Source organism: Pseudonocardia sp. NPDC046786 (assembly GCF_040645415.1).
GTDB classification, from domain to species: Bacteria; Actinomycetota; Actinomycetes; order Mycobacteriales; family Pseudonocardiaceae; genus Pseudonocardia; species Pseudonocardia kongjuensis.
Genome location: NZ_JBEYYF010000001.1, coordinates 300320 through 323610 on the forward strand (window position 1 = coordinate 300320; position 23291 = coordinate 323610).

Sequence of the window (23291 nt, forward strand, 5' to 3'; positions counted from 1 at the left end):
AGGGGTACACCGGCGCTGTTCCGGCGGGCGCGGGGGTGCACCGGTGCACCTCTCACCAGGCGGCGTCGAGGATGTCCCGGACGTCGGCCTCGCTCGGGGGGCGGGGGGCGTTGGCGGTGACCGGATCGGCGACGGCGGCGGCCGCCAGTACCGGCAGCAGGTCGCGGGCGGCGCCCAGCTCGCGCAGCGTGCGGCGGACGCCGATGCCCTCGGCCAGCGCGGTGACGGTGTCGATCGCGGGAGCCGGGCCGGCGGGGGGCGTCGCGCCGTCCAGCGCCCGGCGCACCCGCTCGTACGGTGCGGCGGCCGCGTCGGCGCTGTAGCGCATGACCTGCTCGTTCACCGCGGCCAGGGCGATCCCGTGCGGGGTGCCGAGGTGCGCGGTGACGGCGTGCGCTATGCCGTGCACGAGCCCCAGCCCGGACACGGTCAGTGCCTGCCCGGCCAGGTGCGCCCCGAGCAGCAGCTGCGACCGGGCGTCGAGGTCGGTGCCGTCGTCGACGGCGACCGGCAGCCACCGCCCGACCAGTGCGACGGCCTGCGCCGCGGCCGCGTCGCAGACCGGGTTCGCGCCGCGCGAGGCGAGCGACTCGACGCCGTGCACGAGGGCGTCGAACCCGGTGGCGGCGGTGATCGCGGCGGGCAGGCCGAGCGTCAGCTCCGGATCGAGCACCGCGACCCGCGGCCGCACCGACGGGTGGCCGAGGTAGATCTTGCGCCGGGCGCAGGTGTCCTCGACGACGCCGAACCCGTTCGTCTCGGCCCCGGTGCCCGCGGTCGTCGGGACGGCGACCAGCGGCAGCCCGTCGACGGGCGAGTCCCAGAGCGGGTCGGTGGCGTGCGCGTCGGGGTGGGTGGCGAGCAGGGCGATGCCCTTGGCCGCATCGAGCACCGATCCGCCGCCGAGGCCGATCACCACGCACGGCCCGAACCGGCGCAGCGCGACCGCGCCGGCGTCGACGACCGTGGTGGACGGGTTCGGCCCGATGCCGTCGAACACCCCGGTGCGCAGGCCGTCCGCGGTGAGCCCGCCGAGCACCCGGTCGACGATGCCGGTGCCGCGCAGGCCGGCGTCGGTGACCACGAACGCCGAGTCCGCGCCCAGCCCGTCGACCAGGGCGGACAGCCGGGAGACCGCGCCGGGACCGAACTCCAGCGCGCAGGACGGCGCGATCGAGAACCCGGTGCTCATGTGATCCGCCACCGCTGCACTGCGTCCTCGTCGAGCACGACGCCCAGGCCGGGCGGCGACGGCACGGCGATCGTGCCGTCGCCGCCGACGACCGGGCCGGACACCAGCGGGAAGTCCCGGCGGGCGGGCGTCCAGTCCGGCGGGTCGTACGGGAACTCGAACCACGGCCCGCCGCCGACGCCGGCCGCGACGTGCAGGTTCGCCAGCACCCCGATGCCGTTGGTCCAGCTGTGCGGGGTGAAGGCGCGGTGCCGCAGCATCGCCAGCTCGGCGAGGGTGCGGGCCCGGCTCATGCCGACCGAGAGGACGACGTCCATCTGGTAGACGTCGAGGACGTCGCGGTGGATCCAGTCCACGATCTCCGGCACCGAGTGCGCCATCTCCCCCGCCGCGATCCGCAGGCCGGGGTTCTCGGCGCGCAGTGTGCGGAAGCCGTCGACGTCGGCGTAGGGCAGCGGCTCCTCGACCCAGAAGACGTCGAGATCGGCGAGCCGGCGGACCAGCCTGCGGGTGCCGGCCAGGTCGGTCGCGGGCGCGATGTCGCCGGCCATCCGCCAGGACTGGTTGAGATCGACCATGATCGTGAAGTCGTCGCCGAGCGCGGTCCGGACCGCCGCGACGGTGGCGACGCCCTCGTCGATCCGGTCCCGGTCGATCCGGATCTTCGCCGCGCGGAAGCCCTCCTCGGCGACCCGGTGCGCGACCTCGACCCGCTGCGAGGCCGGTCGCGGCACGCAGAACGACGCGTAGGCGGGCACCCGGTCGCGGGCGCCGCCGAACAGGGTCGCGACCGGGAGCCCGGCGGCCTGCCCGGCGAGGTCCCAGAGCGCGGCCTCCAGCGGCCAGTAGTTGCCGCCGTGGAAAGTGCAGGTCTCGATGGCGCGGACGTGCCGGGCGATCGCCAGCGGATCGGTGCCGACGAACAGGTCGCGGAAGGCGTCGAAGCCGTCCATCGTGTCGCCGGAGCCGATGCCGACGAGACCGGCGTCGGTGTGCACCCGCACGATCGTGGCGTCGAAGACGCGTCGCGGGACCGGGTCCCACGCGGCGTGCAGCGGCGGGTCCAGCGGCAGCCGCAGGCGGTCCAGGGTGATGTCGGTGATCTTCATGGATTCCCGGTCGGGGACGGCGGCAGGTGCCGGCCCGGGGCGTGATCGGGGGGTTCGCACCCCGGGCCGGTCGGCGCCGACGCTAGGCCGGATCGCGTCGGCCGACCAGGTCGGTCCGGACATCGCAACCGTCGTTGCGCTGCGGGCAACCCCGCACGTCCCGGCTACTGTCGGAGGGTGACGCAGGCGCCGCACACCGGGCACGGGCTGGCCCGCGACATCGACCTGCTGGAGGCGCTGGCCTCGCCGCAGGCGCACCGCACCGGCGGCCTGGGCGTCGCGCAGGTCGCCCGGCTGACCGGCCGGGAGAAGAGCCAGGTGTCGCGGACGCTGCGCGCGCTCGCCGACGCCGGGCTGGTCGAGCGGGACGCCGACAGCCTGGTCTACCGGCTCGGCTGGCGGCTGTTCTCGCTGGTCGCCCGGGGCGCCGACGGCCGGCTCACCGGCGTCGCGGAGCCGGTGCTGCACCGGCTCGCGGTGGCGACCGAGGAGACCGTGCACCTGTGCGTGCTGCGCGACGACGCGCTGCTCACCGTGCGCACCGTGTCCGGGCACTCGTACCGCACATCCGGCTGGGAGGGGCACCGCGCGCCGCTGGCGTGCACCTCCGCCGGGCGGGTGCTGCTCGCCGACGCCACCCCGGACGAGCTGTACGTGCGGTTCGGCGCGGTCGACGATCTGGTACCCGGCCATCCGGACGCGACCGCCCGGACGGTGCCGCAGCTGTGGCAGGCGATCCGGGAGGCCGCCGAACACGGCTGGGCCGAGGTGCGCGAGGAGTTCGAGCCCGGGGTGTCCGGGGTGTCGGCCCCGGTCCGGGACTTCCGCGGCCGGGTGGTCGCGGCGATCAACGTGATCGGCCCGAGCGGTCGGATCGGTGACCGGCTCGGTGAGCTGGGCCGGACGACGGCCGCCGCGGCCCGCGCGGTGTCCGCGGAGCTGGGCTGGGCGCCGGGCGCGGGGTGAGGGCGCCGGGCGACCCCGCGAGCCGGCCGGGGATCGGGGCCCGCGTTCCGCGGAACGCGGACGGTCACACCCGGAACCGGCTCAGTCCTCGGCGTCGGTCCCGGAGAGCGGCCTGCCCTCGGTCAGGTGCGGGACGAGCCGGTTCTCGTACATCGTCAGCGCCGACCCGATGGCCATGTGCATGTCGAGGTACTTGTAGGTCCCCAGCCGCCCGCCGAACAGCACGTTGCGGTTGGCGGTCTCCTTGCGGGCGAGCTCCCGGTAGCGCTCCAGCTTGGCCCGGTTGTCCGGGGTGTTCACCGGGTAGTACGGCTCGTCCCCGGCCTCGGCGGCACGCGAGTACTCGCGCACGATCACCGTCCTGTCCTTCGGGTAGTCCCGCTCCGGGTGCATGTGCCGGAACTCGAGGATCCGGGTGAAGGGGACGTCGGCGTCGTTGTAGTTGATCACTGAGGTGCCCTGGAAGTCGCCGGTCGGCTCGACCGACATCTCGAAGTCCAGGGTGCGCCAGCCGAGCTCGCCCTCGACGTTGTCGAAGTAGCGGTCCAGCGGCCCGGTGTAGACGACCGGGACGTCCACCGGGAGCCGGTCGCGGACCTCGAAGAAGTCGGTCTCCAGCACGACGTCGATGTTCGCGTGGTCGGCCATCCGCTCCAGCCACGCGGTGTAGCCGTCGACCGGCAGGCCCTCGTGGGTGTCGTTGAAGTAGCGGTTGTCGTAGGTGTAGCGGACCGGCAGCCGGGTGATGATCGACGCGTCCAGGTTCTGCGGGTCGGTCTGCCACTGCTTGGCCGTGTAGCCCTTGACGAACGCCTCGTAGAGCGGGCGCCCGACCAGCGAGATCGCCTTCTCCTCGAGGTTCGCGGCGGTGCCCGTCTCCACCTCGGCGGACTGCTCGGCGATCAGCTCCCGCGCCTGGTCCGGGCTGTGCGCCTTCCCGAAGAACTGGTTGATCAGCGCCAGGTTCATCGGGAAGGCGTAGACCTGCTCGCCGACCCGGGCGAACACCCGGTGCTGGTAGTTCGTGAAGGACGTGAAGCGGTTCACGTACTCCCAGACCCGCTCGTTGGACGTGTGGAACAGGTGCGCCCCGTAGCGGTGGATCTCGATCCCGGTCTCCGGCTCCGGCTCCGAGTAGGCGTTGCCGCCGATGTGGTTGCGGCGCTCCAGCACCAGCACCCGTTTCCCGAGGCCCTGCGCCACCCGCTCGGCCACGGTCAGGCCGAAGAACCCGGACCCGACGACGATCAGGTCGTAGCCGGCGAGGTCGTGTCCTGCGAGGTCGCGACTGAAGCTCACGAGCCACGAGGGTAGGGCAGCCATGATGGAGGGCACCGAGCGGCTTCGGTACCCTCTCAGACGGGCCGCAGAAGCGGACGTATCCGGCATTCCCGCTGAGTATCGGCCCCTTGGCCATCGGAGGACGGGGAGGAATCGGGCCGCTGTGAGCTGGTTGTCCGCGGTTCCCCTGGTGCTGCTCGCCGCGGCCTGGGTGATCCTGCCCGGGCTGGCCGTCGGCGTGGCCGCCGGCCTGCGCGGGATCGCCGCGTGGGGTGCGGCGCCACTGCTGTCGGTCGGACTGATCGCCGGATCCGCGGTGGCCGCGAGCCTGCTGGGCGTCCCGTGGAGCGGGATGGTGCCGGTCGCGACGGCCGCGCTGTTCGCGCTCGTCGTGGTCGGGACGCGGCGGCTGGTGGCCCGGCGCCCGCTGCTGCCGACACCGGCCCGCGTCCGGGAACGGACGGCGAGCGCCTGGGAGGCCTTGCGCACCGGCGGGCCGGACCGGCGGTGGACCGGGCTGGCCGCGTTCGGCGGCATGCTGATCGCCTGGGTGCTGGGCTTCCGGGCCGCGATCCGCGGGATGGACCGGCCGGACGCGCTGTCCCAGACGTTCGACTCGAACTTCCACTACAACGCGGTCGCCCGGATCCTGAACACCGCCGACGCGTCGTCGCTGACCGTCGGCGGGCTGGTGAACTCTCCCGGCTTCTACCCGTCGGCCTGGCACGACGTGGTGTCCCTGGTGGTGCCGCTGACCCCCGGTCCGGGCGAGATCGTCGTCGCGTCGAACGTGGTCGCACTGGTGACGACGCTGCTGATCTGGCCGCTGTCGGTGCTGCTGCTGGTCCGCACCCTGGTCGGCCGCTCCGCGGGCGCCGCGCTCGCCGCGCCGGTGCTCTCGCTCGGCTTCATCGCGTTCCCCTGGACGCTGGTCACCTACGGCGCGCTCTGGCCGAACCTGCTCGGTGTCGCGCTGATCCCGGCGGCGCTGGCGACGGTGGCGATCGCGGCCCGCCCCGGGCTGGGCACCGCCCCGGCCAGCCCGGCGCGCCGCGGCCCCTACCCGCCGGGCCGGGTCGCCCGCTGGTTCCCGGTCGCCGCGGCCGTGCCGGCCCTCGGCTTCGCCCACCCGAACGCGCTGTTCGGCCTGGTCGTGGTGGCCGTCCCGCCGGTGCTGTGGGGACTGGCCGGCGCGGTCCGGCGCAGCCTGCGGTCGGGCCTGCGGGCGAACCTGCGGACGCTGGCGACGGTGCCGGTGGTCGCCGCGGTGGGCGCCGGGCTGGCCTGGTTCATGTTCGTCTCGCCGATCCTGGACGGCATCCGCGGCTACTACTGGGAGCCGCAGGTCGGCTTCCTCGGGGCGGTGCGCAACGCGCTGCTGCACAGCCCGGACGGCAACGACCCGGCCTGGTCGATCGCGCTGCTCACGGTGGCCGGGTCGATCGTCGCGCTGCGCCGCTCGCGCACGGCCTGGCTGGTGCCCTCGCACGTGCTGGTGTGCACGCTCTACATCATCGGGGCGAGCACGTGGTCCTCGGTGTGGACCGGGGTCTGGTACAACGACGCGCCCCGGATCGCCGCGCTGGTCCCGGTCACCGCGGCGCCGCTGGCCGCGCTCGGCCTGGTCGCGCTGTGCTCGCTGGCCCGCCGGGTGGCCTGCGTCGCGCGGGACGCCCTCACCCGCGCCGCCCCGTCGGTGCAGGCGTGGCCGCGACCGCGGGCCGCGGTGCTGGTGGCGGTCGGGGTGCTCGCCGTCGTCGTCACCTCGGGCGGGCTCTACCAGCGCTCGCACATCGACCAGCTCGCCGGCATCTACCAGACCCCGGAGCAGGTGCTGGTCGGCCCGGAGCAGGCGCAGTTCCTCCGCTACGCGGGCGAGCTGCTGCCGGCCGACGCGGTGGTCGCGCAGAACCCGTGGGCCGGCACCGCGATGCTGTGGCCGCTGACCGACCGGCAGGTGCTGTACCCGCACCTGACCGGGGTGTGGTCGGAGGACCAGCTGCTGATCGCCGACCGGCTGCGGGAGGCGTCCACCGATCCCGCGGTGTGCGCCGCGGTCGCCGAGACCGGCCTCGGGTACGTGATCACGGCGCCGCCGACGTTCTGGGAGCCGGACCCGCTGGCGTCGAACTGGCCCGGTCTGGACGACCTGCACGAGGCCGACGGCTTCGAACTGCTCGCCGAGGACGGCGACAACGCACTCTGGCGGATCACCGCCTGCGACGCCGGCCGGGTCGTCGGGTCATGATCATCCGGACGGGTGCTCCCGCGGCGGCCCCGGGCGTCCGCCGGTAGGGTTCCGGCACCCGTCACGCACCGCTCCGGAGCGCCGGGCCGGCCGGCGGCCGCCGCCGGGAGAGGAGCAGCGACCCCCTGATGGCCACGCCCACCTGGCTGTCCGCACTGCCCGCCGCGCTCGCCGTGGTGTTCTGGGTGCTGGTGCCGGGCCTGCTGGTGACCAGGCTGTCCGGGCTGCGCGGGATCACCGCGTGGGGGGCGGCGCCGCTGGTGTCGGTGTCGCTGATCGCGACGTCGGCGGTGCTCGGCACGCTCCTCGGGATCCCGTGGGGGCCGTGGGTCCCGCTCGGTGCGGCGCTGCTGGTGGCCGCGCTGGTGGTCGTCTTCCACGGGTTCCTCGCCCGGCGCCCGGCCGGGAGTGCGCTGCACCGCGGCTGGGGCCCGGCGCTGCGGACCTGGGAACCGGCCCGCCGCGCGCGGGCCGCGCTGGTGCGCCTGCAGACCCCGCGCGGCCGGTTCGCCCGCACCCCCGAGCCGCTGACCACCGCCATGCCGCAGGTGTGGCGCACCTCCGCGCAGCGCGAGGGTCCGGACGGCAGGCACGCCGGCGTCGCGGCCCTGGCCGGCACCGCGGTCGCGGCCGCCGTCGCCTGGCTGACCGTGGTGCTCGGGTTCGGCCCGGTGGACCAGCTGTCGTCCACCTACGACGCCGTCTTCCACTACTCGGCGATCGCGCACGTCCTGGGGACCGGGGACGCCTCGTCGCTGACCCTGGGCACGCTGACCAGCCCGACCAGCTCCGAGGCGTTCTACCCGGCCGCCTGGCACGGCCTGGTGGCGCTGGTCGCGATGAGCTCCGGCTCGGGCGTCCCGATCGCCGCGAACCTGACCGCGTGGGCGGTGGCCGCGGTGGTGTTCCCGCTGTCGGCGCTGCTGCTCACCCGGCACGTCGTCGGCCGCTCGGCGGGTGCCGCCTTCGCCGCCCCGGTGCTCGCGACCGGGTTCACCGCGTTCCCGTGGGCGCTGATGGCGTTCGGCGTGCTGTGGCCGAACCTGCTCGGGGTCGCGTTGCTGCCGGCCGTGCTGGCCGTGGCGACGGCGCTGCTGGGCCTGGCCCGGGATCCGGTGCTGCGCCCCGGCGGCGCTGCCGCGCTCGGTGCCGCGGGGGTACTGGCGCTCGGCTTCGCGCACCCGAACGCGGTGTTCAGCCTGGCCGTGCTCGTGCTGTTCCCGCTGGTGTGGTCGCTGCTCGCGCTGACCCGGCGGCGGCTGTCCACCCGGCGGTTCTGGCAGCCGCTGGCCGGGCTGGCGGTAACCGGCGGCGGGGTCGCGTTGGTGGTCTGGCTGATGGTGGCCTCGCCGCTGCTCGCCGGGGTGCGCAGCTTCGACTGGCCGGCGTTCACCAGCACGCCCGAGGCGGTGCTGCAGGTGCTGCTGCACTCGACGAACGTCCGTCCCGCGCTGTGGGTGCTCGCGGCGCTGGTGCTCGTCGGCGCGGTCGTGTCGCTCCGCCGGTTCGCGACGTCCTGGCTGGTCCCGGCGCACGCGGCGGCGGGATCGCTGTACGTGCTCGCGGCGTCCCGGGAGGACGCGCTCACCGCCGGCCTGACCGGCGCCTGGTACAACGACTCGTTCCGGCTGGCCGCGATGGTGCCGGTCACCGGCGTCGTACTGGCGGTGCTCGGCGTCGTCACGCTCGCCGGGCTGCTGCGGTCGCTGCTGCAGCGGTTCGCCCGTCCGGCACCGGCCCGCCGCGGGGTCCCGGCCCTGCTCACCGCCGGCGTCACCGCGCTGGTGCTGGCCGGCACCGGCGGGCTGTACGTCCCGACGCACGCCTCGGTGCTGGCCGGCCCGTACCAGCAACCCGGGGACACGCTGCTCGAACCGGGCCAGCGCGAGTTCCTGGAGCGGGTCGGGACGATCGTGCCGGAGGGGGCGGTGGTGGCGGCCGACCCGTTCACCGGGAACTCGCTGCTCTACCCGCTGACCGGGCGTGAGGTCCTGTTCCCGCACCTGATCGGCAGCTGGACCCCCGACCAGACGGTGGTCGCCGCCCGGCTGCGGGACGCCGCGTCCGATCCGGAGGTGTGCGCGGCCGCGGCGGCGACCCGGGTCGGCTGGCTGATCAGCGGGCCGATCACGTTCTGGCCGTGGCACGGCGGTGCGCGCTGGTACCCCGGGCTGCACGACATCGAGCCGGTCGACGGGTTCGAGTTCGTCGCCACCGACGGTGCGAACACGCTGTGGCGGCTGACCGCCTGCGACGACCCGCAGGGCGTCGCGGAGCCGCAACCCTGACCCTCGTACCGTGGGTGCCCCGACCGGCCGAACGGAGAACATCCCCGCCGTGGATCCGAACCCCCAGACCGACCTCCCCGAGTACGAGCGTTCCCTGCGCATGGTGGAACGCCGCAGGCTCGCCACCGGCTTCGCCAAGCAGATCGCCATCACCACGGAGCCGTTCCTGGACCGCCCGTTCGCGCAGTGCCGGGTCGCCGACATCGGCTGTGGCTACGGCTACACGGCGCTGGAGCTGGCCGGCCTGTGCCGCGAGGTCGTCGGCATCGAGCCGAACGGCGCGCTCGCCGCCCGGGCGAACACGCTGGCGGAGGAGGGCGGCGCCGACAACTTCACCTTCCGGGTGCAGGGCATCGGCGAGTTCGGGCACGGCCCGGACGCCGGCGCGTTCGACGTGGCGGTGCTCGACAACGTCCTCGAGCACCTCGACGACCAGCCGGACGCGCTGGAGCGCATCTCGGCCTGCCTGCGGCCCGGCGGCGTCGCCTACATCCTGGTGCCGAACCGGTGGTGGCCGATCGAGGCGCACTACTCGCTGCCGTTCCTGGCGTGGCTGCCGCTGCCGCTGGCGAACCGCTACCTGCGGCTGTCCGGCCGGGGCAGCGACTACACCGACGCCAGCTACGCCCCCGGCTACCTGCGGATGCGCAGGCTGCTGGCGCAGCGTCCCGAGCTGGACGCCCGGTTCACCGTGCCCGGCGACGTCAGCCTCGCCGAGGGCGGCGGCTCCGCGCTCTACTCGGCCGGGGTGCGCGCGCTGCGCCGGTTCCCCGCGCTGTGGGCGATCTCGAAGGCGTTCCTGGTCGTCGCGGTGAAGAAGCCGGCCTGACCGAGGTGCCGGGCGACGGGCGGGGCGGGGCGGGTGCTCCCGGGCGGCACAGCGGTCCGGAACCGGCACCGTGGCGCCGCTCGGCGGCGCGACCGGGTGGTGATCCGCCCGGCAGCGCGCCCGGCGGCCCGGCCGGCAGCGCGTCCGGCCCGCCCCGGCGGCTCGCCGCGCTCGCCGATCTGTTCCTCGGCCCGGTGGTGGCCGTCGCGGCGGTGACCGGGATCGTGCTGCTGGTCGACGCCCTCCCGATCCCGGCCGGCTCGAACGTGGCGCTGGCGATCACCGCGTCCGGCGGCGCCGCGATCGCCGCGCTGCTCGCCGCCGCCGCGCTGAGCACCCGGTACGCCGTCCCGCTGAGCTGGGTGGGGCTGGCCGCGCTGCCCGCCTGGCCGCTCGCGCTGTTCCTGGCGAACACCCCGCACTACCTGTTCGGGGTGTCCGGCGACCAGCAGTTCCGGGTGCAGTTCCTGACCCGCTTCGCCGACTCCGCCCGGCTCGCGGACTTCGCCTACGCCGATCTCCCGCCGTACTACCCGGCCGCCTGGTTCTGGATCGGCGGACGCACCGCGGCGCTGCTCGGCGTGGAGGCGTGGACGTTCCACAAGGCGTTCTCGATCGCGACGCTGGCCGTGACCGCAGTGCTCACCTACGCGCTGTGGTCGCTGATCACCACCCGCCGCCGGGCGCTGGGGGCCGCGGTCGCGACCACGCTCGCCGGGCTGGCGACGCTCGCCGCGTACACCCCGTACTCCTGGCTGACCGCCGCGCTCGTGCCGCCGCTGGCGGTGCTCGGGCTGCGCCTGGTCCACCGGCGCCCGGGTGCGGCGTGGCTGCGCACCGCCCTGCTGGCGGGCGTCGTCCTCGGGATCGCCGCGGTGACGCACACCCAGATCCTGGTGTTCGCCGGGTTCGTGCTGTCCGTCCTCGCCGCCGACGCCCTGCTCACCCGGTCCGCCCGGCCGGTGCCGCTCGCGGCGACCGTCGGCGTCGTGCTCGCCGCCGCACTGCCGCTCACGCTCGTGCACTGGCTGCCCTACCTGGCCGCGTCGGCGGGCGAACCCACCTACAGCGCCGGCCAGCACTTCCTCGCCGAGACCGGATCACGCTGGCCGCTGCCGATGCTCGAACCGACCGCGCTCGGCGCGCTGTGCCTGGTGGGGACGGTGTGGATCGTGGCCCGCGCCGGCCGGTCCCCGGTCGCCCGCGCGCTGGGCGTGACCGCGGCCTGCGGCTACGCCTGGTACCTGCTGTCGACGCTGCTGCTGGCCGCCGGGACGACGCTGCTGGCGTTCCGGATCGAGCCGATCATCACCGCGGCGTTCGCCTGCGGCGCGGTGTGGGCGGCGGCCGACGGGCTGCGGCGGCTGCGCGGCGCCGGTCACCGGACCCGCCCCGCCGTCGCGGTGGTCACGGTGCTGGCGGCGGTCGCCGTCGTCGCCCAGGTGCAGTCCGTCCCGGAGACCTACGCGTGGGCGGGCACCGCGCAGGACCACCGCCCCGACGGCACCCGGCCCGGCGGCAGCCGCGACCCGGCCGACGCCGACGCCTGGCTCGGCGAGCTGCGCAGCACGGTCGACGGGCTGACCGGCCGCGCGCCGCGGGAGGTGGTGCTGGCGAGCGCGAACCAGGCGCTCCTCACCTACACCCCGTACTTCGCGTTCCAGACCTCGGTCGCCCAGTACGCGAACCCGCTCGCCGACTTCCCGGCGCGCACCGACGAGCTGCGTCGCTGGGCGACCGCCGCCGGGCCCCGGCAGCTGCTCGCCGCGCTCGACGCGAGCCGGTTCCGGGCGCCGTCGGTGTTCGTCTTCGACCGGGCACCCGACGGCGGGCTGCAGCTGCCGACGTCGGAGGACCGGTTCCCCGACCCGGACGCCGGGGCGCCGCCCGCGACGTTCGCCCCGCAGCTGTTCGACGATCCGGCCTGGGAGCGGCGCGACGTCGGGCCGTACGCGGTGCTGGTCCGGGCCGGGGCCCCGCCGGTGCCCTGACCCCCTGATCGGTCCGACGGGCCCGGCGGACCGGCCGGCGGCTCCGCGGACCGGCGCCGGTTGACACCGCCGCAACGCGACCGGGGCAGACTGCACGCATGCTCCGCGTCCCCCGCCCGCCCGCCGAGCGCAGCGCCCCCGCACGCCCGGTCCGGGCGCGGCCGGCACTGTTCCTCGCCGCACTCGCCGCGCTCGCGGTCGGTGTCTGGGCGTGCTGGTCGGTGACGGTCGACGACGCCTACATCACCTACCGGTACACGGCGAACCTCGCGAACGGGTTCGGGCCGACCTGGAATCCCGGCGCCGACCCGGTCGAGGGTTACACCAACTTCCTCTGGATGCTCTGGCACGTCCCCTGGGTATGGCTGGGCGTCCCGCTGCCGGTGGTCTCGAAGCTGACCGCCGCGACGTGCGCGGCGGCGATCGTCGGGATCCTCGCGACCGAACCGCGCACCCGCACCGGCGCGGCACTGGCGGTCGGCGCGTTCGTGCTCTTCCTGCCGACCTGGGTACACGTGGACGGTGGCCTGGAGACGGCCCCGTTCGCACTGGTGGTCCTGCGTGCGGTCGTCGTCGCAGCCCGCCTGCTGCGGGACCGGGACGCCACCGTCCGATCATGGGAGCTCCCGGCACTGTTCCTGGTCGCCGGGATGCTGCGCCCCGACGGCATCCTCGCCGTCGCACCGCCGCTGGCCGTGTGGGCGTGGCTGCGGCGGCGGGACCACCGCACCTGGACCGCGTTGATCGTGGCGGCCGCGATCGGTGGCGCCTACACGGCATGGCGCTGGTCGTACTTCGGGCATCCGCTGCCGAACACCTTCTACGTGAAGGTCGGGGTGGAGGCCGCGACCGACGGCCGCTGGATCCGCACCACCCTGGCGCTGCTGCTGCCGTTGCTCCTGCTCGCCGTCGCCGGGCTCTTCCGGCGGTCGACCGCCCCGGTCGTCGCGGTGGCCCTCGCGAGCTGCGTCGCGCTCTACGCCATCCCGGCACTCACGGCTCCGGCGATGGACTACCTGTCCCGGTTCGCGTGGCACGGGTTCCCGGTGCTCTGTCTGGCCGCCGCCCGGACCATCGACGCGGTCGGACGGCGGCGGCTGGCCGCGGTGGGCGCCGCCGTCGCCGTCGGCTGGACCAGCGTGGCGGGCTTCCTGCAGCCGGACGGACCGACGATGGTGAACTACGGCGAGGACCTCCGCCGGGTCCACATCGCCATCGGTCTGGGGCTCGCGGACACCGACGTCCCGGCCGACCGGCGGACGGTCGCCATGACCGACGCCGGCGCGATCCCGTACTTCTCCGGCTGGCGGGCGACCGACTACATCGGCCTCAACGACGAGCGGATCGGGCACGGCGCGAGCCCCACCGATGTGCTCCTCGCCGACGAGCCGACGGTCCTCGTCGCGACCGGGCCGACCCCGGGGCTGCAGACCACGTCGTGGAACACCGACCTCCCGACCGCGGTCGGTGATCGGGAGCTGGTCGCCGTTCTGCGGGCCCGACCGGCCTACTACCAGCAGGTCTACGCCGACCGTGATATCGCCGACCAGGTGCGGACCGCCATCGAACGCCGGGGCGCCGAGGCCGACGCCGTCACCGACGGCCGGTTCGACCAGACCTACTCCCGCTGGGCGCAGCGGCTGCTGGGTCTCAGCGGGTGAGCAGGTGCGATCCCAGCGCCCGCAGCGCCCCGGGATCGCGCCGCAGCACCGCCCCCGGCACCTGCACGGCGGCGTTCAGCCGGGACGACACGTGCACCCGCGCGGCCCGCGCAGCCCGGTGCCAGCCGCGCGCGGTCATCCGCTCGGCCTCGGCCGCGAAGAAGCGCCGCTCCTCGGCGAACCGGTTCCCGGCGGCCGCGCCGGAGCCGGAGTCGCTGGTGCGGTGCCGCCGGTAGCGGAAGCACACGTGGTCGTCGACGACCATCGAGCCGCCCTCGGCGACCACCTGCAGTGGCAGCGCCAGGTCGAACACGTCCGCGGATTCCGGCATCGTGACCGATCGGACCGCCGCCGTCCGCCAGCACAGCGACGGGTTGTAGAGCCAGTTCCCGCGCAGCAGGCTGACCGCGAGATCCTCGCCCGCGACCTCGCGCGGCCCCGACCCGGACGGCGCCAGCAGCGACTTCACCCGGTCGGCGAGCGGCCGGACGGCCTGGTCCCGGTCGTCCATCACCGACACCCCCGGCTGGACGACGGCGGCGCCGGGCCACCGGTCGTGCAGCGCGAGCACGGTGTCCAGGTAGTGCGGCAGCATCAGGTCGTCGGCGCCCATCATCACGAAGTACTCGAGCTCGACGTGCTCGATGCAGTACCGGTTGTTGCCCTGCGCGCCGAGCCGCTGCGGGTTGCGCCGGTAGCGGATCCGGTCGTCGTCGAGCCCGGCGAACCAGGGCACGATCGAGTCGTCGGGGTAGCCGTCGTCGACGACGGTGAGCCGCCAGTCGGCGCGGTCCTGCCGTTGCACGCTGCGGACCGCCCGGCGCAGCAGGTACGGGTCCCCGAAGAACGGGAGCATGACGTCGACGGTCGGCGCAGGCACGGGCCCGACCGTAACGGGCGGTGCCGGCCGGCCCCGGGTGGCCTCTGCGATCCGGTGTCACCCGGCGTCGGCGTCGCCCCGGGTCCGCGCGGCGCAGCCGGGGCAGCGGAAGGTGCGCGGATCGACCCAGCGGCGGGAGCGGCACCCGAGGCAGACGCCCCGGCAGAACGGGCGCCGCCCGGTCGTGGAGCGCCGCAGCCTCCGCAGGAACCGCCCATGCATGTGACCCAACCCCTGGTGAATCCACGGACACGAATTCAGTTACGGTAACAGCAGTTGCCCGGGGTGACTAGGCTGGCGGACACCCGAGGGAAGGCAGGTGAGAGGCGTGGCTCCGTCGTCGCCGACAGTGGCGAGCTGGGAACTGTCGTTGCGGTTGCGGGAGCGCCGGATCGAGCTGGGGGTCGACGTCGCGACGATCACCGCGCGGCTGGGCTTCACCCGGAACTACTGGTCGGCGGTGGAGAACGAGCGCCGCTCGCTGACCGAGGAGAAGCTGGACCTGCTGCTCGACCTGCTGGAGTACGACGACGCCGAGCGGGCCGAGCTGTTCGAGCTGCGGGAGCGGTCCCGCGGGCGCGGGTGGTGGACGGCGTACTCGGCGCTGTACGGCGAGGAGATGCAGCGCTACCACGGCCTGGAGCACGGTGCGCAGAGCATCCGCAGCTACGAGTGCATCGTCCCGGGCCTGCTGCAGACACCGGAGTACACCCGTGCCCTGATGGAAGCGTCGATCCACATGCGCCCGATCGACATCGACCAGCGGGTCGAGGTGCGGCAGCGCCGACAGGAACGCCTCACCGGCGAGGACCCCCTCCATCTGACGGTGGTGCTCGGCCAGGCCGCGCTGTTGCAGCAGATCGGCGGGCGCGAGGTGTTCCGGGCCCAGCTCGTACACCTCGCCGCGATGCTCCGCGCCCACCCGAAGACCATTCAGGTCCGGGTGCTGCCCTTCACCTCGCCGGGCTGCAGCCTGATCGGCGCCTCCACGCTGTACCTGATCGACTTCGCCAGTGCGCGCCTCCCGACCCTCGCGTGGCTCGAGGCGGTCACCCTGCGCCGCATAGTGGACCGGCCGGAACAGGTCCGTGATGTACTGTTTTCCTGGTCCGACGCCCTCCGGCTGACACTGTCCGCGGAGGACTCGGTCCGCATGATCGAGGACTACGCCGAGGAGCTGTAGCGGATGGCCGGGCAGGCGGGCGGTTGGTTCGTCAGCAGCTTCTCGAACGCCCAGAGCGCTTGCGTCGAGATCCGCTTCCACGGCCCCCGGGTCGAGATCCGTGACACCAAGGACCGCACCGGCCCCGTCCTCTCCGTGACCCGGGCCGAGTGGACCGCGTTCCTCACCGGCTCCGGCGCCACCCCGCTCGTCGCCGAGCCCACCGCCGACGGCGGCGCCGTGCTGCACACCGGCGGCCCCGACCGGCTGCACTTCACCCCGGCCGAGTGGAGCGCCTACCGACTCGGCGTCGAGGCGGGCGAGTTCGACCTGCCGCACACCGCCGTCGCCTGACCGGGCCCGCCCCGGTCGCGGGGCACGGCCCCCGGCAGCCGCGGTCGCCGCAACCGCCCCTCGTTAGGATCGCCCGGCCCGACCACACGACGACCTGCAGCGATCCGGAGCACGGCCTTGGACATCCAGAACCACTACTACGGCCACTCGGCGGTGCTGGCCGCGTACGCGGGGCTGTCCCGGCCCCGGCACATCGCCGGGCTGCTGCAGCACGGCTGGACGGCGACCAGCCCGGTCGCCGCGCACTTCGCCGACTTCCCGCACGTGGGTGCGGACCCGCGGCAGCGCAGGCTGCTGGTCTGGTCGCACGGCTGCCGCGGCTGGTCCCCCGCCGACGAGACCCGCACGACCACCCCGGTCGGCGCCCCGGTGCTGTACCTGGAACGACTGCTGCAGGCCCGGGGCTGGTCCCGCTCGGACCGGCTGGGCCCGGTGTTCGTCCCGTTCCACGGCACCCGGCTGGTCCGGGTCACCGGCGCGCACGCCGACCTGGCCCGCCAGGTCGCGAAGGTCGACGGGCCGTCCACGGTGTGCATGCACCACGAGGACCTGACCGATCCGGAGATCACCTCGGCGTGGGCCGACGCCGGGCACCGCCTGGTCACCGCCGGCCGCCGGGACGACCCGCGGTTCCTGCTGCGGATCATGCATCTGATCGGCAACGCGAGCCGGGTGTCGTCGAACCGGCTGTCCACCGCGGTGCTCTATGCCGCCGCGATCGGCACCCCGGCAGCCGTCTGGGGCGATCCGCTGACGTTCGGCGCGCAGTCGGCGTCCGCGGTCGACGAGCTGCACGCCACCTGGCCGGAGTTCCACACCGCCGACCCGGCGAACGGGCAGCGGCCGGACACCGGGGCCGCCGAGGCGGACGCCGCGGCGACCGCGCTGGCCCGCCGCGAGCTGGGCGCCGACGCGCTGCTGGAGCCGGACACGCTGCGCGCCGCGCTGGGCTGGGGCCGCACCCCGAACATCGGCCCCGGGATCCAGTACTACGCGGCGTCGCCGCTGGCCAAGGCCGCGATGGTGCTGGGCCTGACGAAGCGCTCCGAGCAGAGCACGCAGGCGATGTCGGCGGGCAGCTTCAGCCCGATGCTGTGGCTGCGCAACCCGCTCGCGGCGCTGCCGCGGCCGCTGCCGAAGGGACTCCCCACGCCGGTGACGACCGAGGATCCGGCGGAGGCCGTCCCGCGCTCCTGAGCCGAGCCGGGGCCACCGCGGCGGCACCCGCGCCCACCGGGTGCCCGGCCGCGCCCCGACGCGCGGTCCCGCGCGCCGCCGCCGGTCAGCGCCGCCAGATCCGCCGGACCAGCCACAGCAGCGCGATCCCCAGCAGCACCGCCAGCCCGAACCGGACGGCCAGCCAGCCGGCCCCCTGCGCCGGGAGCAGCGCCGCCCCGCCGCAGAGCACGAACCCGGCGACGATCGGCCCGAGCAGCACCGCCTCCCGCCAGCGGGTCTCCGACACCCGGCGGCGCAGCAGCGACGTCCCCACGGCGAGCGCCAGGTACGTCACCGGGAACCCGACGGTGACCGCGGTCAGCGATCCGGTGCCGGCCAGCAGCACGGCCACGACCAGCCCGGCGACCAGGCTGAGCGGGCTGGCGAAGGCCAGCCCGCCGCTGCGTCCGGACGCGAACACCAGATGCACGTTCGCCAGGTACGCGACGCTCACGACGGCGCCGACCGCGGTCACCCCGGCGACCGGGACCAGCTCGACCGGATCGAACTCGGCGGGCGCGAGGAAGCGCAGCAGGTACGGCGCGAGCAGCGCGACGCCGGCGGACAGCGCGACGGTCACCGCGGCGACGTCCCGGGCGGTCCGTTCCAGTGCGGCGCCGCGCTCCTCGGGCGCGGTCCGGTAGACGACCGGCGCCCAGGCGTTGTTCAGCGCGGACACGATCAGCGCCGGGGCCGCGCCGAGCAGCAGCGCGATCTGCATCCGGCCGCCGTCCTCCGGGCCGAAGTACCGGGTCACGATCAGTACCAGCGCGTTCTGCACGAGCAGCAGCGCGACCAGGTGCGGCACCGCGGGCAGCCCGACGCGCAGCGCCTTGACCAGGTCACCGCGCTCGCTGCGCGGGCGGCCGCCGTGCACGGCCAGCGCGAGCCCGGCGAGCCCGGCGGCGAGGTAGCCGAGCAGCAGGCCGAACAGGTAGTCGTCGGCGTCGCTGGCGTGCCAGCTGACCAGGGCGAGCCCGGTGAGCGGCCCGCCCAGCGTGGCGACGGCCGACATCACCACGAACGGCACCGGCCGGTCCTGCACACGCAGCAGCGACTGGGCGTTCAGCACGGCGACGAACCCGGCGGCGGCCAGCGCCGCCCAGGTCAGCCCGGGCTGCCACGGCACGGACAGCACCGCGGGCCCCCACAGCGGCCCGGTGAGCATCGCGGCGACGACGAGCACGGCGGACAGCGCGGTGCCCTGCAGCACCAGCGCGCGGGCCCCGGCGACGCCGGAGCGTTCCAGGATCCCGTGCCGGGTGATCGACGCGGCCAGCCCGAACCCGACGACCATCGCGCCGACCTGCACCAGGATCAGCCCGATCGCGACGACGCCGTACTCGCCGCGGCCGAGCACCCGGGTCACGACCGGGGTGACCAGGACGTTCGCCAGGATCGGCGCGACCGTCCCGAGGGTGTAGAGCGAACCGCGGCCCAGCACCTCCCTGCTCGCGTTCACCGTGCTCATTCCCGGTGCCCGAAGAACTCCCGCACCAGCTGGGCGACCCGGTCGACGTCGGCGTCGGCCAGGTCCGGGAACAGCGGCAGCGAGATCTGCTGCGCGTAGTACTCCTCGGCGTTCGGGCAGAGGCCGCGGCGGTAGCCGAGATCGGCGAAGACCGGGTGCCAGTACGCCGGGATGTAGTTGACCTGCACGCCGATACCGTTGCCGCGCAGGTGCTCGAACAGCTCGCGGCGGCGGCCGTCGAGCACCCGCAGCGGGTAGAGGTGCCAGGCCGGGTCGGCGCCGTCGCGCCGGGACGGGGTGCGCACCTCGGCGACGTCGGCCAGGGCCGCGTCGTACCGGGCGTGGATCTCGGCGCGCCGGGCGGTGAACGCGGGGAGCCGGGTCAGCTGCGACGAGCCGAGCGCGGCGAGCAGGTCGGGCAGCCGGTAGTTCAGCCCGAACGCGTGCACCTCCTGGTGCCACGGCCCCTCGTCCGGGAACCGCTGGGCGGCCCTGTCCCGGACGAGGCCGTGGTTGCGGAACGAGCGCGCCCCCGCGACGAGATCGTCCCGCGGCGACACGACGGCGCCGCCCTCGGCGGTGGTGAGGTTCTTGGTCGGGAAGAAGCTCAGCGTCGTCAGGTCGGCGAGGTCACCGACCGGCCGGCCGTGCCAGGTGCCGCCGATCGAGTGCGCGGCGTCCTCCAGCAGCAGCGCGCCGGCGCCGTGCGCGATCTCGCGCAGCGGCTCCGCGTCGATCGGGTGCCCGGCGTAGTCCACACCGGACACGACGGTGGTGTTCGGGGTGAGCGCGGCCTTCGCGGCGTCCGGGTCGAGATTGCCGGTGTCCGGGCTGACGTCGGCGAACACCACGTTCGCGCCGAGCAGCGCTGCGGCGCTCGCCGTCGCGACGAACGTCAGCGGCGCCACGACGACGTCCTGGCCCGGCCCGACACCGGCCGCGGCGTAGGCGACGTGCAGTGCCGCGGTGCCGGAGGTGACCGCGACCGCCGGGTTGCCGCCGACGTGCGCGGACAGGTCGTCCTCGAACCGGGTGACCGCGGGACCGGTGGTCAGCCAGTCGGTGCCGAGGACGGCGGTGACCGCCTCGACGTCCTCGGCCGAGATCGACTGGCGTCCGTAGGGAAGCATCTAGTCGAGCGCCTCGACCATCTCGCGCAGCTGCTGCGGGGACAGCCACAGGTCGTTGGTGTCGCTGCGGTACGCCTGCCCGTCCGGCACCGGCTCGCCGTCGGCCGGGGAGGTGTAGCCCCAGCCGGCGATGTAGGGCTCGACCACGTAGCGGTCGTCGAGCCGCAGCGTCCGGCGCGAGTCGTCGGCGGCGATCATCTCCTCGTGCAGCTTCTCGCCCGGCCGGATCCCGATCTCGTGGGTCGCCGCGCCGGGCGCGATGGCCTCGGCCAGGTCGGTCATCCGCATCGACGGGATGCGCGGCACGTAGAGCTCGCCGCCCTGCATCCGGTCGAAGGAGTCGATGACGAACTTCACGGCGTCCGGCAGCGTGATCCAGAACCGGGTCATCCGCTTGTCGGTGATCGGCAGCGAGGCGCCCTCGGCGGCGAGCCGCTTGAACAGCGGGACGACCGAGCCGCGCGAGCCCAGCACGTTGCCGTACCGGACGACGGCGAACCGCGTCTCGTAGGCGGCCGCGTAGTGGTTCGCGCTCACGAACAGCCGGTCTGCGCACAGCTTCGTCGCGCCGTAGAGGTTGATCGGCGACGACGCCTTGTCCGTGGACAGCGCGACGACCTTCTTCACCCCGGAGTCGATCGCGGCCTCGACGACGTTCTGCGAGCCCTCGACGTTGGTCCGGATGAACTCGAACGGGTTGTACTCGGCGGTGTCGACCTGCTTCAGCGCGGCGGCGTGCACCACGTGGTCGACGCCGTGCATGGCGCGCTTGAGCCGGTCCCGGTCCCGGACGTCACCGAGGAACCAGCGCAGCCGCGGGTCGTTACCGAACAGCGACCGGCACTCGTACTGCTTCAGCTCGTCCCGGGACAGGATGACCAGCCGGCGCGGGTCGTAGTGGTCCAGCAGCGTGCGCACGAACGCCTTGCCGAAGGACCCCGTCCCGCCCGTGACCAGGACCGACGAGCCCTTGAGAACCGACATCACGCCTCCAGATCCGCGGATTTCTCCCGCCCGGCATGATGGCACGCGGGTACCCGGACGAAAGGCAGCAGGTGCGGATCAACGCGGTCGTTCAGGCCAGGACGGGTTCGACCCGGCTCCCCGGCAAGGTCCTGCGGGAGCTCGGCGGGCGTCCGGTGCTGGACCGGGTCGTCGACGCCGCCCGGGCCGCACACGGCATCGACGACGTGCTGGTCGCGACGTCCACGGCGGCCGGTGACGACGCCGTCGCCGAGCACGCCGCGGCGCTCGGCGTCGGGGTGGTGCGCGGTTCGGAGAACGACGTGCTGTCCCGGTTCGTGCAGGCCGCCGACGAGCACCCGTGCGACGCCGTGGTGCGGCTCACCGCCGACTGCCCGCTGCTCGATCCCGACCTCGTCGGCCTGGTCGCCGCGACCTGGCGGTCGGCGCCGGAGCACGACTACGTGGCGACCACGCTGGTCCGGACGCTGCCGCGAGGCCTGGACGTCGAGCTCGCGACCGTGCCGGCACTGCGCGCGCTGGACGCCGGCGCCACCGGGTACGACCGGGTGCACGTGACCTCGGGCCTCTACGGCGACCCGGGCCGGTTCCGGTGCCTCGGCGTCGTCGTCGCACCTGCCGCGGACGACCTGCGGGTGACCCTGGACACCCCCGACGACCTGCACGCCCTGCAGGGCCTGGTCGAGGCGCTCGACGGGCGCACCGGCTGGCGGTCGGTGGTGTCGGTGCTGCGGTCGCGGCCGGACCTGGTGGAGCGCAACGCGCACGTCCGCCAGAAGTCCCTCGCGGAGGGCTGATCGGGTGCGTCTGCTGCTGCGCTGCGACGCCGGACCGTCGACCGGCGTCGGGCACGCCGTCCGGTGCGCGGCGGTCGCCGAGGCCGCCGACGCGGCCGGGCACGAGGTGCTCTGGTCCGGCCGGCTCGACGGGCTGGACTGGCTGTGGGCCGGGCCGGCCATCGGGCCGCCCCGGACGGTGCTGCCTCCCGCCGACGACGCCGGGTCGCTGGCCGGGCTCGCCCGCGGGCACCGGATCGACGCCGTGCACGTCGACCACTACCTGCTGGGCGACGACCTGCGCGATCCGCTGAACGCGGCCGGGACCGTGCTGTCCACCGTGGAGGACTTCGCCACCGGACGGCGGCCGGGTGACGTCGTCGTCGATCCGAATCTGGGCGCCGACGAGCACCCCCGGCCCGACGACGGCAGCCCGCTCCTGCTCCGCGGTCCCGCCTACGCCCCGCTGCGGGCGGCCGCCCGGCGGGCGCGGCGGGAACGGGACGCCGGACACCCGGCCGGTGATCCGCCGCGGGTGCTGGTCGTGATGGGCGGGACGGACGCGGCCGGGCTGCTGCCCCGGGTCGTCGCCGCGCTCGACGCGGCCGGTGCGCCCGCCGGGGTCGACGTCGTCGTGCCGCCGGGACGGTCGCCGGAGCTGCCCTCGGGCGGTCCGGCGTGCTTCCGCGCGGTCGCCCCGCTGGCCGATCTCCCGGCCGCGATGGCGGGCTCGGACCTGGTGGTCAGCGCGGCCGGGACGACCGTGTGGGAGCTGTGCTGCGTCGGCGTCCCGATGGCGCTGGTCCTCGCCGCCGACAACCAGACCGACGGGTACCGGACGGTCGTCGCGGCCGGGGCCGCCGCGGGGCTCGGCGGGGTCGGTGAGCTCGCCGCGCCGGAACAGGCGGGGGCGGTGCTGCGCGGGCTGCTCACCGATCCGGGCGCCCGGGACGCGCTCGCCCGGCGGGCCAGGACCGTCGTGGACGGGGCGGGGGCGGGGCGGATCGTGGACGCGATCACCGACGCCGTGCGGCGGGTGGGGGGTGCGCGGGGATCGGTGCCCCTGGCCCGGACGTCCCCTGCGCGGGCCGGGCAGGATCCGCGCGTCGAGGACACCACCGCCGCGCTGCACACACGCCCGGCGACGCTCGCCGACGCCGAGCTCCTCCTGGCCTGGCGCAACGACCCGGACACCCGCCGGAACTCGCGCTCCGCCGACGAGATCGACCTGGACACCCACCGGCGCTGGCTCGACGGTTCGCTGGACCGCGAGGACCGGTACCTGCTCGTCGTGTCCGACACCACGGGCCCCGTCGGCACCGTCCGCTGGGACCGGGACTGTCGCGGCTGGGAGGTGTCGATCACCGTCGCACCGGAACGCCGCGGGGGTGGGCTGGCCGCGGCGCTGCTGCGGGCCGGTGAGGACGCGCTGCGGGAGCGGACCGGCTCCGGGACGCCGTTGATCGCGGTGGTGCACCGGGACAACGCCGCCTCCGCCAGGCTGTTCGCGCGGGCCGGGTACGTCGACGACGGCACCGGGCCGGACGGCGAGGGGTTCCGGACGCTGCGCCGCATCCTCTGATCGGGTGCGGGAGCGTCCGGTGCTCGCCGCCCGACTCCGCACACGGGCCCGATCCGGCCACACCGTCCGGCAGAGCACATGTCCGGCACCGCACCTCCACGCTCCCGGAGTGCTCCATCCAGGTGAATCATGCCGCGGCCGTCCGTCGACCACCCGAAACTGTCAGGGG

The 23291-nt window shown here is 74.9% G+C and carries 18 protein-coding genes; 11 read left to right on the forward strand and 7 right to left on the reverse strand.

Going from position 1 to position 23291, the window contains the following annotated elements; genetic code table 11:
* Window positions 1–52 precede the first annotated feature (52 nt).
* Together ABZ881_RS01550 and ABZ881_RS01555 are read right to left on the reverse strand one after the other, a co-directional pair.
* Window positions 53–1192: an iron-containing alcohol dehydrogenase gene (locus tag ABZ881_RS01550; RefSeq protein ID WP_358480897.1), complete on the reverse strand. Its 1140-nt coding sequence runs from the start codon at window positions 1190–1192 to the stop codon at window positions 53–55.
* Window positions 1189–2301, reverse strand: coding sequence for a mandelate racemase/muconate lactonizing enzyme family protein (locus ABZ881_RS01555; protein ID WP_358480899.1), 1113 nt, complete (start codon window positions 2299–2301; stop codon window positions 1189–1191). Before ABZ881_RS01555 ends, ABZ881_RS01550 begins: the two co-directional genes overlap by 4 nt.
* 177 nt (window positions 2302–2478) lie before the next feature.
* Between ABZ881_RS01555 and ABZ881_RS01560 the strand changes: the two genes are divergently transcribed.
* Entirely contained in the window at window positions 2479–3267 is a 789-nt protein-coding gene (locus ABZ881_RS01560) for an IclR family transcriptional regulator (RefSeq protein WP_358480901.1), read from the forward strand.
* An 81-nt stretch (window positions 3268–3348) separates the two neighbouring features.
* Here the strand turns inward: ABZ881_RS01560 and glf are convergent, their stop codons facing one another.
* On the reverse strand, window positions 3349–4566 hold the full coding sequence (gene glf / locus ABZ881_RS01565; RefSeq protein ID WP_358480903.1) for a UDP-galactopyranose mutase: 1218 nt from the start codon (window positions 4564–4566) through the stop codon (window positions 3349–3351).
* 154 nt (window positions 4567–4720) lie between these two features.
* Between glf and ABZ881_RS01570 the strand changes: the two genes are divergently transcribed.
* The 5 genes from ABZ881_RS01570 to ABZ881_RS01590 all read left to right on the forward strand — a co-directional run bounded on the left by ABZ881_RS01570 (window position 4721) and on the right by ABZ881_RS01590 (window position 13565).
* Window positions 4721–6796: a DUF6541 family protein gene (locus ABZ881_RS01570; protein WP_358480905.1), complete on the forward strand. Its 2076-nt coding sequence runs from the start codon at window positions 4721–4723 to the stop codon at window positions 6794–6796.
* Window positions 6797–6924: 128 nt separating this feature from the next.
* A complete protein-coding gene (locus tag ABZ881_RS01575; RefSeq protein ID WP_358480906.1) occupies window positions 6925–9084 on the forward strand; it encodes a DUF6541 family protein in 2160 nt (719 codons plus the stop codon).
* A gap of 49 nt (window positions 9085–9133) precedes the next feature.
* Window positions 9134–9913: a class I SAM-dependent methyltransferase gene (locus ABZ881_RS01580; protein ID WP_344024237.1), complete on the forward strand. Its 780-nt coding sequence runs from the start codon at window positions 9134–9136 to the stop codon at window positions 9911–9913.
* 5 nt (window positions 9914–9918) lie between these two features.
* Entirely contained in the window at window positions 9919–11904 is a 1986-nt protein-coding gene (locus ABZ881_RS01585) for an arabinofuranosyltransferase (protein WP_358480908.1), read from the forward strand.
* A 98-nt stretch (window positions 11905–12002) separates the two neighbouring features.
* On the forward strand, window positions 12003–13565 hold the full coding sequence (locus ABZ881_RS01590) for a hypothetical protein (RefSeq protein WP_358480910.1): 1563 nt from the start codon (window positions 12003–12005) through the stop codon (window positions 13563–13565).
* Here the strand turns inward: ABZ881_RS01590 and ABZ881_RS01595 are convergent.
* The gene (locus ABZ881_RS01595; RefSeq protein ID WP_358480912.1) at window positions 13555–14445 is read right to left on the reverse strand and encodes a glycosyltransferase family A protein; all 891 of its coding nucleotides are present in this window, start codon (window positions 14443–14445) and stop codon (window positions 13555–13557) included. The genes ABZ881_RS01590 and ABZ881_RS01595 overlap by 11 nt on opposite strands.
* 328 nt (window positions 14446–14773) lie before the next feature.
* Between ABZ881_RS01595 and ABZ881_RS01600 the strand changes: the two genes are divergently transcribed.
* From ABZ881_RS01600 to ABZ881_RS01610, 3 genes are all read left to right on the forward strand, one after another.
* A complete protein-coding gene (locus ABZ881_RS01600) occupies window positions 14774–15628 on the forward strand; it encodes a Scr1 family TA system antitoxin-like transcriptional regulator (protein WP_358480914.1) in 855 nt (284 codons plus the stop codon).
* A 3-nt stretch (window positions 15629–15631) separates the two neighbouring features.
* Complete coding sequence (locus tag ABZ881_RS01605; RefSeq protein WP_358480916.1) at window positions 15632–15961, forward strand: DUF397 domain-containing protein; 330 nt, start codon at window positions 15632–15634, stop codon at window positions 15959–15961.
* Between the two features lie 117 nt (window positions 15962–16078).
* Entirely contained in the window at window positions 16079–17158 is a 1080-nt protein-coding gene (locus ABZ881_RS01610) for a hypothetical protein (protein WP_358480918.1), read from the forward strand.
* An 85-nt stretch (window positions 17159–17243) separates the two neighbouring features.
* Here ABZ881_RS01610 and ABZ881_RS01615 read toward each other — a convergent pair whose 3' ends face one another.
* The 3 genes from ABZ881_RS01615 to pseB are packed head-to-tail and all read right to left on the reverse strand — an operon-like array spanning window position 17244 to window position 20764.
* Window positions 17244–18641, reverse strand: coding sequence for a lipopolysaccharide biosynthesis protein (locus ABZ881_RS01615; RefSeq protein ID WP_358480920.1), 1398 nt, complete (start codon window positions 18639–18641; stop codon window positions 17244–17246).
* Between the two features lie 5 nt (window positions 18642–18646).
* Entirely contained in the window at window positions 18647–19780 is a 1134-nt protein-coding gene (locus ABZ881_RS01620; protein ID WP_358480922.1) for an aminotransferase class I/II-fold pyridoxal phosphate-dependent enzyme, read from the reverse strand.
* Entirely contained in the window at window positions 19781–20764 is a 984-nt protein-coding gene (gene pseB / locus ABZ881_RS01625) for a UDP-N-acetylglucosamine 4,6-dehydratase (inverting) (protein WP_358480924.1), read from the reverse strand.
* A gap of 35 nt (window positions 20765–20799) precedes the next feature.
* On the opposite strand from pseB, the gene ABZ881_RS01630 reads away from it, so the two are divergent.
* Both ABZ881_RS01630 and ABZ881_RS01635 read left to right on the forward strand, forming a co-directional pair.
* Window positions 20800–21561, forward strand: coding sequence for a glycosyltransferase family protein (locus ABZ881_RS01630; protein ID WP_358480925.1), 762 nt, complete (start codon window positions 20800–20802; stop codon window positions 21559–21561).
* Between the two features lie 4 nt (window positions 21562–21565).
* Window positions 21566–23122 (forward strand): bifunctional UDP-2,4-diacetamido-2,4,6-trideoxy-beta-L-altropyranose hydrolase/GNAT family N-acetyltransferase, encoded by a 1557-nt coding sequence (locus ABZ881_RS01635; RefSeq protein ID WP_358480927.1) that lies wholly within the window; start codon window positions 21566–21568, stop codon window positions 23120–23122.
* Window positions 23123–23291: the final 169 nt, after the last annotated feature.